Annotated in this window: 12 protein-coding genes, 1 tRNA gene and 1 pseudogene; 8 read left to right on the top strand and 6 right to left on the bottom strand. The window is 38.2% G+C overall.

All coding sequences use genetic code 11. The features are described 5' to 3' along the window. The first annotated feature begins 16 nt into the window (after positions 1-16). Positions 17-92 (top strand) — tRNA-Lys (locus G322_RS0113265). A 109-nt stretch (positions 93-201) separates the two neighbouring features. Further along, positions 202-1,260: a quinolinate synthase NadA gene (gene nadA / locus G322_RS0113270; protein ID WP_022942242.1), complete on the top strand. Its 1,059-nt coding sequence runs from the start codon at positions 202-204 to the stop codon at positions 1,258-1,260. A gap of 71 nt (positions 1,261-1,331) precedes the next feature. On the opposite strand, the gene fbp is transcribed toward nadA, so the two are convergent. Then, a complete protein-coding gene (fbp, locus tag G322_RS0113275) occupies positions 1,332-2,333 on the bottom strand; it encodes a class 1 fructose-bisphosphatase (protein ID WP_022942243.1) in 1,002 nt (333 codons plus the stop codon). 388 nt (positions 2,334-2,721) lie between these two features. Here fbp and G322_RS0113280 point away from each other — a divergent pair, with 388 nt between their 5' ends. The 6 genes from G322_RS0113280 (at position 2,722) to G322_RS21860 (ending at position 8,041) form a co-directional block, all read left to right on the top strand. Next, positions 2,722-3,867: a phospholipase D-like domain-containing protein gene (locus G322_RS0113280; protein WP_022942244.1), complete on the top strand. Its 1,146-nt coding sequence runs from the start codon at positions 2,722-2,724 to the stop codon at positions 3,865-3,867. A 51-nt stretch (positions 3,868-3,918) separates the two neighbouring features. Continuing rightward, on the top strand, positions 3,919-5,064 hold the full coding sequence (locus G322_RS0113285) for a DNA cytosine methyltransferase (RefSeq protein ID WP_022942245.1): 1,146 nt from the start codon (positions 3,919-3,921) through the stop codon (positions 5,062-5,064). Positions 5,065-5,127: 63 nt separating this feature from the next. Next, positions 5,128-5,610: a YehS family protein gene (locus G322_RS0113290; protein WP_022942246.1), complete on the top strand. Its 483-nt coding sequence runs from the start codon at positions 5,128-5,130 to the stop codon at positions 5,608-5,610. Between the two features lie 398 nt (positions 5,611-6,008). Beyond that, a complete protein-coding gene (locus G322_RS24275; RefSeq protein WP_245542321.1) occupies positions 6,009-6,440 on the top strand; it encodes a ketopantoate reductase family protein in 432 nt (143 codons plus the stop codon). 21 nt (positions 6,441-6,461) lie between these two features. Beyond that, positions 6,462-7,151 carry an NAD/NADP octopine/nopaline dehydrogenase family protein gene (locus G322_RS24280; RefSeq protein ID WP_245542322.1) on the top strand — a complete coding sequence of 230 codons (690 nt, stop codon included), beginning with the start codon at positions 6,462-6,464 and terminating at the stop codon, positions 7,149-7,151. A gap of 305 nt (positions 7,152-7,456) precedes the next feature. Beyond that, entirely contained in the window at positions 7,457-8,041 is a 585-nt protein-coding gene (locus G322_RS21860) for a nuclease-related domain-containing protein (protein WP_051143772.1), read from the top strand. A 545-nt stretch (positions 8,042-8,586) separates the two neighbouring features. On the opposite strand, the gene nth is transcribed toward G322_RS21860, so the two are convergent. The 5 genes and pseudogenes from nth to G322_RS23755 form a co-directional block, all read right to left on the bottom strand. Beyond that, on the bottom strand, positions 8,587-9,252 hold the full coding sequence (gene nth / locus G322_RS0113305) for an endonuclease III (protein ID WP_022942247.1): 666 nt from the start codon (positions 9,250-9,252) through the stop codon (positions 8,587-8,589). Continuing rightward, entirely contained in the window at positions 9,245-9,955 is a 711-nt protein-coding gene (locus G322_RS20825) for an electron transport complex subunit E (RefSeq protein ID WP_022942248.1), read from the bottom strand. Before G322_RS20825 ends, nth begins: the two co-directional genes overlap by 8 nt. Beyond that, positions 9,952-10,590, bottom strand: coding sequence for an electron transport complex subunit RsxG (rsxG, locus tag G322_RS0113315; protein ID WP_022942249.1), 639 nt, complete (start codon positions 10,588-10,590; stop codon positions 9,952-9,954). Before rsxG ends, G322_RS20825 begins: the two co-directional genes overlap by 4 nt. Next, positions 10,587-11,639, bottom strand: a complete 1,053-nt coding sequence (gene rsxD / locus G322_RS0113320) for an electron transport complex subunit RsxD (RefSeq protein ID WP_022942250.1) — start codon at positions 11,637-11,639, stop codon at positions 10,587-10,589. Before rsxD ends, rsxG begins: the two co-directional genes overlap by 4 nt. Then, positions 11,639-12,146: pseudogene (locus tag G322_RS23755) on the bottom strand (electron transport complex subunit RsxC); the annotation flags it as partial. The pseudogene G322_RS23755 and the gene rsxD, both read right to left, overlap by 1 nt.

The following is a 12,146-nucleotide window of genomic DNA, read 5'->3' on the forward strand; positions in this document are numbered from 1 at the left end:
CATATAAAACTTATATGGGCCGTTAGCTCAGTTGGTAGAGCAGTGGACTTTTAATCCATTTGTCGAAGGTTCAAATCCTTCACGGCCCACCACTTCTTGCATTACCCTCCCAATTTTTAAAAAATATTCATTTTTATTCTATACACATTCATAATAGTAATTGTTATAATCTGCTCCCATTTTAATATCGAAGAGTTGATGATGAGCAAACTATCTCCCCTTATTGGATCTGATTATCCATTTCCCCCAAAACCTGCTGTTTTATCTGTACAGGAAAAATTAGATTACAAAGAAAAAATAAAACAACTGTTGATTGAAAAAGATGCCGTACTTGTTGCTCACTATTATACCGATCCTGAAATTCAAGCCTTAGCGGAAGAGACGGGGGGAACGGTTGCGGATTCTTTAGAGATGGCTCGCTTTGGGCGTGATCATAAAGCGAATACGTTGATTATTGCAGGTGTTCGCTTCATGGGGGAAACGGCTAAAATATTAACCCCCAATAAAATGGTATTGATGCCTGAGCTAGAAGCGACTTGTTCGCTTGATATCGGTTGTCCAGTGGATGAGTTCAGTGATTTTTGTGATCAGCACCCAGAGCGTACTGTGGTGGTCTATGCCAACACCTCCGCTGCTGTAAAAGCACGGGCTGATTGGGTGGTTACCTCTAGTATCGCTTTAGAGATCATTGAGCACTTAGACAGTGAAGATAAAAAAATCATCTGGGGGCCAGATCGCCATTTAGGCGCTTATATTGAGAAACAGACCCAAGCAGATATGATCATGTGGCAGGGCGACTGTATCGTACACGATGAGTTTAAAGCTTCTGCACTACGTGATATGAAAGCTATCTATCCTGATGCTGCCATCTTAGTGCATCCTGAATCGCCTCAAAGTGTGGTAGAACTTGCTGATGTGGTTGGGTCTACAAGTCAGTTAATCAATGCGGCTAAAACGTTGCCTAATAAGCAGTTAATTGTAGCAACAGATGCGGGCATTTTTTACAAGATGCAACAAGTTTGCCCTGATAAAGAATTATTCGCCGCCCCAACAGGTGGTGAGGGGGCAACATGTCGCAGTTGTGCGCATTGTCCTTGGATGGCCATGAATGGCCTTAAAGCTATCTATAATTCGCTTATTGATGCCACAGGTCATGAGGTTGATGTTGATGAAGAGGTTGCTAAAGGCGCGCTAGTATCACTCGATCGTATGCTTAACTTTGCTGCAGAGCAACAGTTAAAAGTGAAGGGGAATGCTTAGTTCTTTGCTATTAGTATTATAGGCTTACCCATTTTTATGGGCAAGCCTATACGTTACAATTATGTTTACAGCTACGTTGAATATTTATTCATCATCTCTTGTGCTTCTGCAATCATATTTAAGCTACCACAAAAAAAGGATGTTCGCTGATGTAGCATGCTTGGTTTTATCTCCATAATACGTTGGAAACCATCACTTGCAGTGCCTCCTGCTTGTTCCATTAAAAATGCCATAGGATTACATTCGTACAATAGTCGTAGCTTACCTTGTGGAGATAACGCAGTAGAAGGGTAGATATAAATACCACCTTTTAATAAGTTACGATGGAAGTCAGATACCAAAGATCCTATATAACGAGAGGTGTAAGGGCGATTTGATTCTTTGTCTATTGCTTGGCAATATTTTAAATACTTTTTAACGCCTTCGGGAAAACTCAAGTAGTTACCTTCGTTGATAGAGTAAATGCTTCCATCTTCTGGAATTTTAATGTTTTCATGAGAAAGGTAGAATACACCCAGTGAAGGATCGCAGGTAAACCCATGAACGCCATTACCCGTTGTATAAACTAGCATCGTTGATGAGCCGTAAATAATATATCCCGCAGCCACTTGAGCAACACCTGGTTGTAAAAAATCCTCTAATATAACGGGTTCACCAATAGGACTGATGCGTTTGTAAATTGAAAAAATAGTCCCTACAGAAACATTGACATCAATATTTGATGAGCCATCAAGTGGATCCATTAATACAATATATTTATTATTTACACTACGTTCGTCATCGAAGGTTATAAACTCTTCTTCTTCTTCTGACGCAATACCACAAACTTCTCCACGTGCTTCCAATGCCGATTTAAAGACATCATTTGCATATAAATCCATTTTTTGTTGTATTTCACCTTGAATATTCTCAAAGCCCGTTGTGCCAATAATGTCGGCTATTCCCGCTTTATTTATTTCTCGATTGACTACTTTTGCTGCTAAACTAATGGCTCCGAGTAGCTGGCTAAGTTCGCCTGATGCTTCTGGGAAGTCGTGTTGCTTAGCAATAATGTATTCGCCTAGAGTGATCATTGTTGTTCCTATTAGATTCAATTTTTAAGTGTATAACTCATATGAGCCGTTAGCTCAGTTTCAATTTCTAATTATTCATTTTATTCAATCCACATTCAGAATAGATTATTGTTATAATCTGCTCCTTTTTAATATTGAAGGGTTGGTGATGAGCATGGAGCGGATTATCTATTTACCCCAAACTTGTTGTTTTATCTGTGTATAAAAAAATTAGATTATAAATAAAAATCAAACTACTGTCTATTAAAAATATACTGTACTTGTTGCTGTACTGACCTTGAAATACAAGTATTAGAGGAAGAAATCAGGAATTATTTTGCTGATTTTTACTGTGCAATACATGATTATTTCATTAATTTCATCGGCATTAATTACAGAGTGAATTTATATGTATTTCAATGATTTATCTAATACTGAGCGCCAGAAATATGAATCGCGCTTAAAATTAATCGGTCAACTTTCTAAGCTATTTTCTTCTTCTAAAATGCCCTATTTATATTACCGTGTTGCAGAAAAAATTTATTGTGAATGTTTTGGTGCAGATGATCTCTCTAGAGGTGATGTTGCCAGTGATGCCGTTTTAAAAATTGCTAATAAAAAAATAGGCGTTGGCTTAAAAACATTTCTTATTAGCAATGGAAAGTCGTTTCAAAAAATAGCAGAGTTCAATCGTCAACGATCAGAATACAGTGATTTGTCTAAGCTTGAAATGGTTAAAAAAGTTTCCCAGTTAAGAAATAATCGCATTACTTTCACACAAAATGCTTATGAACTTGATAGTGCCATTTATCATTGTATATTACGTGATGAAGGGCGTTTTAAGGTTTTCGAAGAAGCAATGGATTTGATCCAAATTGAAAAAATTAAACTACTTGTATCTAAAACTTCAAATATTATATTTTCAGATGGTTTGCATGAGTACAACTTCAATATCAGTAAATCTACTCTTTTAAAAAGGTTTATTACCGACAATATACTGTATTCATTTCCTGTTAGTATTTTAAATGATCCATTTTGTTTTCTTGAAAGTAACAAAGGAAATGGGATAGATAAAATGATCTCTGTCGTTAATGTAAAAGATAACGATATTATTGATACTCTTTACTTGCCTCTTTATGGCGGTGATAAAAAGGTTTATGAACGCAGTGGATTGAACCAATGGAATGCGCGTGGTCGGGCAAGAGACCCCAATGAAACATATATTCCTATACCTAAATTGATACATAAATTAAAATCAGGGTTCTTCCCTACGAGAGAAAATTCATTTGATTTATTATTACCAAATAATAAAATCCTTAAATCTAAATTATGCCAAGCAGGTAGTAAAGCATTGATGTCTTATGCAAATAAAGAGCTGGGAAAATGGATTCTTCGGGATGTGTTACAGCTCCCAGAAAGGAAGTTGCTTACTTATGAAATGCTTAAAAGTATTGGTATTGATTCGGTCAGGATAGATAAATTTCAAGATAACACATATGCAATTAATTTCGCTAAGATTGACTCCTATGAGTTCTTTATTAAAGAGTTTGAGTAGTCTTTGTCTATAAAAATTAATAAATTTAAAAAATTAGATTTAGGAAAAGTAATGAATTACAAAGTAGGCAGTTTATTTGCTGGTGTGGGTGGTGTTTGTTTAGGGTTTAAAAACGCAGTTAATGAGCAAGGCGGGTATCAATTAGTTTGGGCAAATGAGTTAGATGAAAATGCAGGTAAAACGTATCAGCATAATTTTGAGCATACTTTAATTGCGGGCGATATTGAAAAAATTGTTAAACCTGAGCGTGAGCAAGATGAAAGGTTACGGGCTGAATTTGTTGCTAAAAAGGCCACTATATTAGCGCAACCTATCGATATATTAACCGGTGGATTCCCTTGCCAAGCATTCAGTATTGCAGGTGGACGTAAAGGATTTGATGATCATCGTGGTAACCTGTTTTATAGCATTATTGACTTAGTTAATCAGTTACATGAAACAACGCATAAACCACGTGTGCTATTTTTAGAGAATGTAAAAAATTTACGTGGTCATGATAAAGGGCGCACTTATCAAGTCATTAAATCTGAGTTAGAAGGAGCGGGTTATACCATCAAAGATGCGGTCTTAAATACCAAAGAATATACAAATTTACCGCAAAACCGAGAACGATTGTTTATTGTTTGTTTTTTACATCAGGCTGATGCAGATCGTTTTACCATGTTTGACCGTCTCGATACGTTTAAATTAAAACACTCTGATAGTAAACGCAAAGACAATATCGCGAATCTGTTAGATTTAGAGAGCAATAAACAACAGTTACAGCCTTATTATTATACCGCTGAAAAGTACCCTAATTATTTTTTAACGCAGGCGCAATATGACAATATTCCTGCAGACAAACGTAAAAAAGAGCGCATTAATATCAGTGAGCAGATAACCGATGAATTTGAATTTTATCAAGTGCGTCGTGGTATGTATGTGCGTAAAAATGCCAACGGTGTTTGCCCTACATTAACCGCGAATATGGGCACAGGTGGTCACAATGTTGCTCTCATTAAGGTACAAGATGGTGTACGAAAATTAACCCCAGAAGAAACATTTAAACTACAAGGCTTTCCGATTGGTAATGGTTATTCATTACCAGAGAAGATGGCTAATGGGCAACTTTATAAACAGGCTGGCAATGCAGTGTCGGTGGATTTGATCACCTTAATTGCTAATGAATTGCTTGTGGTTTTACAAGCTTGTGATTAGCAGAGTTTGTGAATACCCTGTATGATATCTGTTTTTAATTTTAACTGATTGATAAGAGACGCTATGATCACTAATGATATTTTACGCCGTGTACGTTATGCACTACAACTGAACGATAAAAAAATGCTAGCAATTTTTGCGTCGGTTGATAATGCAATTGATGAAAATTACCTACATAGCATCATGGCAAAAGAGGGTGAAGAGAATTTTGTTTTCTGTCGTGACAGTCTTTTATCACTCTTTTTAGATGGTTTAATTAATGATAAACGTGGTAAAAAAGAGGGCTCAAGCCCTACTATTTTGCCCGCTAAAGCAATTTTAGTGAATAATGATATTCTGCGTAAGCTACGCATTGCGTTGAACTTTAAAGAGCAAGATATGTTAAACGCGTTGAGTTCTGCTGATTTTCCTGTTTCTAAATCTGAGCTTTCTGCATTATTCCGCAAAAAAGATCACCGCAACTACAAATTGTGCGGCGACCAGCTATTACGTAACTTCTTAAACGGTATTACTAAGCGTTTTCGTGGGACTGATAGCGAAGATTAGTTGTAACTACTAAGGTCGTTGCCATTTAAGTTTTGTTCGTGGTTAAACGTCAGTTATCTCTGATAACCGTGTTGAAAAATGCTCATTTAAACCACTAAACTACGCTTTTTCGCCTTGAACTAAGCATAAAAGGCTTAGTCCTGAGCGTTTACCGTCTATTTTTATAAAAACAGCTCAATTTTGAAGGGGTGCTGAGTCGTTACGATTAGTTTATCTATTTATACCCGTTACCAATCAAGATGCTTTACTCAGTCGCAAGCTAGAAAATCAGCCCAGCGTTGCAACAATCCATAAAGGGAACAACCATTCCGCTTATGTTGCGTCGACTCTGGGGTCCGATCTTGTACCTGACAAAGTACCTTGAGGTCACATGGGTATAAGTCTTAAAAGGAATTAAAATGAAAATTACCATAATTGGTGCTGGTAATGCGGGCTCTGCTTGTGCGTTTATGGCTGCTGAGGCAGGACATAACGTAAGATTATTGAAAACTTCAAACCGTATTACCCATGATGAACATTTCGACGTGATGGTCAGCAATAAAGGGATATATTGCATTGATAACACCAAAAAAGGGGCTTTTACCGATAGCAGTGATGACGTCGAAAAAACCTTTCAACCATTAGAATTGATTACGCGAGACCCCCAATTAGCGATTGAGGGCGCAGATGTAATTATGATTTTTATTCAAACTACTTATCATCCTGTATTAGCTGAAAAAATCGCAAAATATTTTCAGGATGAGCAATTGGTTATTTTAATTCCAGGCTATGCGGGTAGTATTTTTTATAAGAAATTTTGCAATAATAATCCCATTTTTGCCGAGGGATAATCTACCCCTAATGATGCAAGAGTGGTTGAACCTGGCACTGTGAAAGTTCTTTTTAAAAATGTTAGAAATTCCTTGGCATTTTTTCCTGCTACAAGAACGGCAGAGGGAATGGCCGTTGCATCTCGATTATTTCCTGCCTACGACATTGAAATAAAAAGCGTACGTAAGCATATATTTGAATCAGCGCTGCATAACCCTAATATCATTGTTCACACTGTGGGGCTATATGTTATGTATCCCATGCTGGAGTATTGCGCTAAACATCATCCTGACGAAGTTCCTTATATGTACAGAGACGCTCTATCAACTAAAATGGCATGGTTAATGATAGAAAAACTAGATGCGGAAAAAATGGCGGTTTTATCTGCCTTGGGGTGTGAGGCTCTCCCTTATTTAGAAGCATGTCTATTTAGAAATGAAGAAGATCTTACTCAAGATCCTAAAGACGTTTTTGAAAGTTATAAAATATCATCACCTCCAGGGCCATATAGCTTTGATAATAGATACATCACGGAAGATGTACCGATGGGGTTGGTGTTATTATCTTCACTCGGTGAAAAATTAGCGATTAACATGCCTGAGTGTAATCGATTGATTGAAATGTGTGGTGGGATTTTAGACAGAGACTTTTTTTCCGAGGGGAGAACACTCACTTCGTTAGGATTAGGTGAGCTGTCAAAGGATGAATTACTCCATTTTATCGAAGCATAAAAAGTGATAAATAACCTTTGAATTATTTCAGTATCAGTACCGCTAATTATATTGATGCTTTGAAAAATTCATTCGCTTATATTTGAGTTAGTTTAAAGCGGAAAACTAAAGACTGACCTCTATTCATGATTATAGTCTGCTGACTGAGTAAAGTTACTAACTGGTAATGGAACCTTATAAAACAGACTGAAAAATGACCACAATCACCCAATCACTTCAATATAACTCGTTTTTTTATTGAGTTAAATGCTAAGGACTAGTATTACTTGTTTGTTGCTGGTTGACCACTAACCGAAGGATATAAAATGAATGTCATCACTAATACGTTAAATATTTATTGGTATTTAATACCACTGCTACTGCTACCTGCCATCTTAAAATCAGCTTGGTTCAAGGGCGTCTTTGGCGAGTTTCTTGTTAACTTTTCATTAGACAAGTTCCTCGCAAAAAATCAATATACTTTAATCAAAAATGTCACTTTAGCGACAGATGATGGTGCAAAGCAAATTGGTCATGTTGTGGTGTCGCCTTTTGGCGTATTTGTGATTGAAATAAAGAATATGAGAGGCTGGATTTATGGTGATGAAAAGCGTAAACAGTGGACGCAGAAAATTTTCAAATGCTCTGGGACGTTTCAAAACCCACTGCATCAAAACAATAAAAACACCCAAACATTAGCGAGTTGCTTAGCATTATCAAGTGATCAGGTATACCCTGTCATGGTATTTATTGGCGACTGTACTTTCAAAACTAAGATGCCTGATAATGTGACATATGCACGTGGTTGTGTGAAGTATATCAAAACTAAACAAGATATTCACTTCACTGCAGAGCAAGTTAATGAAATTATAACCGTGATTGAAGCTGGGCAATTAGCAAATACTTTGTAAAGCAACGTTATGCGTAATCAACATGTGAAAAAGATCGTTTAAGCTAAAATGCTATTTGAAATTGTTATCTAAAAGAAAGAAGAGTGCGCTAAGCAACCTTGTCCTAAATAATGTTAACAGAAGCTAAAAATGTAGTTAAGAAATCTTTGGGGGGATTGGTTTTCTGGCAAAGTGAATGATTGCAAAGAGAGTTAAAAGTTTGGTAACGACTCAGCACCCCTTCAAAGTTGAGGTGTTTTTATAAAAATAGACGGTAAATGCTCAGGGCAAAGCCTTTTATGCTTAGTTCAAGGCGAAAAAGCGTAGTTTAGTAGTTTAAATGAGCATTTTTCAACACGGTTATCAGAGATAACTGACGTTTAACCACGAACAAAACTTAAATGGCAATGACCTGAGTAGTTACAACGTTTGTTTGCAATTTCATTAGAAAATGGCCAGTTTGTGACTAAGACTACCCCGTAAAGGGGAAAAAATAACTTAGAAAATACCTACTTTGGTAACCCAAAGCAGTGGCCCAATTAACTATGCCATTACAATATATAATATTAGTCAATCTCAGTTTTTGATTTGTATTCACAGAGATCTTCAATGATACAGCTAGCACACCTTGGCTTTCTGGCGATGCAAGTATAACGACCGTGGAGGATAAGCCAGTGATGCAAGTTAAAGAAAAATTCACTTTTATTGGGTGTTAGTCTGATAATACTCTGCTCAGTTTCTTCAACCGTCTTACCCTGCGCATATCTCGTTTTGTTGCAAACTCGTTGTATATGAGTGTCTACCGCAATGAAGTATTTACCTTCATTATCTTTCAACCAGCCAAAAGCGGTATTTAATACCACGTTAGCGGTTTTCCTGCCCACGCCGGGTAATGCTTCAAGTGCTTTACGGTTTTCTGGTACTTCACTGTTATGTAAATCAATGAGCATTTTGCAGGCTTTTATTACATTGCGCGCTTTGCTATTAAATAGGCCAATGGTTTTGATATAGCGTTTTAAACCCTCTTCCCCTAACGCATAGATAGCCTCTGGTGTATTGGCGATAGGAAACAGTTTATTAGTGGCTTTATTAACACTCACATCAGTTGCTTGGGCTGAGAGCGTCACGGCAACCAACAGTTCAAAAGGACTACTAAAGTTAAGCTCTGTTTCAGGTTTAGGGTTATTAGCACGTAAGCGTGTTAATATTTCTAGGCGTTTGGCTTTATTCATTTTCACCTCTCGCGTCGATCGCATTTTTTAAAGCAATAATTAGCCCCATAATAATAAATGCACCCGGGGGTAATGCCGCTAATAAAAAGCTGGTCTCAGTATGGTAAAGGGTGATGGTTAAAAATGAAGACCAATCACCCAATAACGTTTCAATGCCATCAAACAGCGTACCTTGGGCAAGCACTTCTCGTGTTGCACCCAGTAATAACAGCACTGCGCTAAAACCAAGCCCCATCATCAAACCATCAAAGGCAGCATGTTTAACACCGTTTTTAGAGGCAAAAGCTTCAGCGCGTCCAATGATGATACAGTTGGTGACGATAAGCGGAATGAATATTCCCAGTGACAGATATAATTCGTAGGTAAAAGCGTTCATTAAGAGTTGCACGCAGGTGACCAGTGAAGCGATAATCATGACAAAAATAGGGATGCGAATCGCTTTTGGCACATGGTGGCGAATCATCGAAACAAGTGTGTTTGATGCCACTAAAACAAACAGGGTGGCGATAGCAAGGCCAAGTGCATTGGTGACGGTATTGGTGACGGCAAGCAGGGGGCATAAACCTAATAACTGTACAATGCCGGGATTGTTTTTCCATAATCCTTGCCACGCTAGCTCTTTGTAGATTGCATTTTTTTCTGCATTGGTTTCTACTTTGCTCTCTACTGTTTTTTCATTTTCTGGTGTTGCTTGCTGAGTCATTCGAATTCTCCGCAGTTCGCAGGGTGATTAAATAGCGTATCACTGTTTTTGTTAAAGTAGATCAAGGTATCTTTGACTGCCAGTGTGATGGCACGTGGGGTGATCGTTGCGCCTGTAAACGCATCAATATCACCGCCATTTTTTTTCACTTCCCAGCGAGCACTTTGATCTTTTTGATAATGTTTATTATTAAAGCTGTAGATCCAATCTGATTTATTGGTTTGAATTTTATCACCTAATCCCGGTGTTTCGCTATGACGAATAACACGCACACCCGCTACTTTTCCATCTGCAAAAATACCCACAGCCAGTTTTATTTCGCCTGCATAACCTTTAAAGGTGCTTGTCTCTAACATGAGCGCGACAGGTTTACCTGCCTTTTTAGCCACAAAAACTTGCTGTGATCGGTCTTTACCTAATAGGGTGTCATCGTTAATTATAAAACAACTGGCAAAAATATCGTTATCGTATGAATCTTTGGGAATTAATTGGTTGATGGTTTTGAGCAGTGCCATTTGCTCTTGTTTGGCAATAACCGGTTTAGTGAGCTGGTTTACGGTGGCAACGGCTGCTGTGCAGATAATTGCAAAGGCGGCTAATAAAAATCCATTACGTGAGATTGCAGATAAAATCATGCTTTACCTCCATAAACTTTCGGCTGAGTGTAATAGTCGATTAACGGCACACACATATTGCCGAGTAATACTGCGAATGCAATGGCGTCTGGGTAACCGCCCACATTACGGATCAGCACCACAATAAAGGCGATTAAAAAGCCGTACAAAAGGCGACCCTTAACGGTGGTTGCTGCACTGACTGGATCGGTGAGAATAAAAAATGCACCGAGCATCGTTGCACCTGAAAGTAGATGGAACAGTGGTGAGCCATTCAGGTCGGGTTGGTAAGCAAAAGCGATGAATGAAAAAATAGTGATGCCTAATAGGAAACTAATAGGGATCATCCAGTGAATCACACGTTTGGCGAGTAAAATTGCACCACCAAATAAAAAACCTAAATTCACCCATAAAATCGCTTGTGCAGAGGCCGCTTTAAAAGAGGCGCTGTCGAATATTTCAGTACTAGTAAATCCTGATTTTAAGCTGTTTTTTAAGGTGTCGAGTGGGGTTGCCATGGTCAAACCATCTATTTTCACACTGAGTTGTGCCACACTATAACCATCTAATGTTTGGCCTGTTAATAGGGTATTGAGCTGATCTAAAAATGACAGTTCAAAGGGTTGCAGGCTTAACATCGGTAACCAAGCGGTCATCTGTACGGGAAACGATATTAGCAATAGTACATAAGCTGCCATTGCTGGATTAAAGAGGTTTTGCCCGAGGCCACCATAGAGCTGCTTAACAAAAATGATAGCGAATAGTGTACCGATAACCACAATCCACCAAGGTGCAAGTGGTGGAATGGAGATGGCGATTAAAATGGCGGTTAATAATGCACTGCCATCTTTTAAGGTATTAATAATGGGACGTTTACGCAGTTTCAAAATGAACGCTTCTGCGCTTAGTGCAACGATGCCCGCTAATAAAATTTGCAGTAGGTTACTGATGCCAAAAAAATAGCTTTGTAAGGCAATGCCGGGTATTAAACACAGCATTACTAAGACCATTATTTGTGAACTACTACGGCGAGTACGTTGATGTGGCGAGCTTGCATTGATAAATGCCATTATTGTTGTTCCTCGTTTTCTTCTTTATTTTCACGCTCGATGGCAAGTTTTGCTTTTTTCGCTTTAGCGCGTGCAATGACAGCCGCAATTTTAGCTTTTTTTATATCAGCGGGAAAAGGGGGATCGTCCGTCTCGCTTTCTGATACAGAGAGTGTTTCAATTTTTTCCTGTTTGTGTAAACGTGCTTGTGCTTTTCGCTGTTTACGTGCTTCAATCACTGCGCTGTTATCTGGCTCTGTCGCATTATTCTCATCTGCTAATCGTATTTTTTCTGCTTTTTTCGTTTTTGCACGCGCGATAGCGGCTGCTACGGCCACTTTTTTTGGATCAGCTTCTGTTTCTGTCTTTGTATCTTTATTGGTAAGTGCTGCTTTTTTTGCTTTTGCGCGGGTTATCGCTGCTGCCACGGCTACTTTTTTAGGATCTATTTCTGTTGCTTCAGTGTTTTCCTTATTATTTTCAAGTGCTGCTTTTTTTGCTTTTGCGCGGGTTATTGCGGCTGCCACG

Source organism: Psychromonas hadalis ATCC BAA-638 (assembly GCF_000420245.1).
Classification (GTDB): domain Bacteria; phylum Pseudomonadota; class Gammaproteobacteria; order Enterobacterales; family Psychromonadaceae; genus Psychromonas; species Psychromonas hadalis.

Coding starts and splice junctions, on each gene's coding strand:
- rsxG (WP_022942249.1), bottom strand. CDS start 10,590: ATGATTTTATCTGCAATCTCACGTAATGGATTTTTATTAGCCGCCTTT.
- nadA (WP_022942242.1), top strand. CDS start 202: ATGAGCAAACTATCTCCCCTTATTGGATCTGATTATCCATTTCCCCCA.
- G322_RS20825 (WP_022942248.1), bottom strand. CDS start 9,955: ATGACTCAGCAAGCAACACCAGAAAATGAAAAAACAGTAGAGAGCAAA.
- nth (WP_022942247.1), bottom strand. CDS start 9,252: ATGAATAAAGCCAAACGCCTAGAAATATTAACACGCTTACGTGCTAAT.
- G322_RS0113290 (WP_022942246.1), top strand. CDS start 5,128: ATGATCACTAATGATATTTTACGCCGTGTACGTTATGCACTACAACTG.
- fbp (WP_022942243.1), bottom strand. CDS start 2,333: ATGATCACTCTAGGCGAATACATTATTGCTAAGCAACACGACTTCCCA.
- G322_RS21860 (WP_051143772.1), top strand. CDS start 7,457: ATGAATGTCATCACTAATACGTTAAATATTTATTGGTATTTAATACCA.
- G322_RS24275 (WP_245542321.1), top strand. CDS start 6,009: ATGAAAATTACCATAATTGGTGCTGGTAATGCGGGCTCTGCTTGTGCG.
- rsxD (WP_022942250.1), bottom strand. CDS start 11,639: ATGGCATTTATCAATGCAAGCTCGCCACATCAACGTACTCGCCGTAGT.
- G322_RS0113285 (WP_022942245.1), top strand. CDS start 3,919: ATGAATTACAAAGTAGGCAGTTTATTTGCTGGTGTGGGTGGTGTTTGT.
- G322_RS0113280 (WP_022942244.1), top strand. CDS start 2,722: ATGTATTTCAATGATTTATCTAATACTGAGCGCCAGAAATATGAATCG.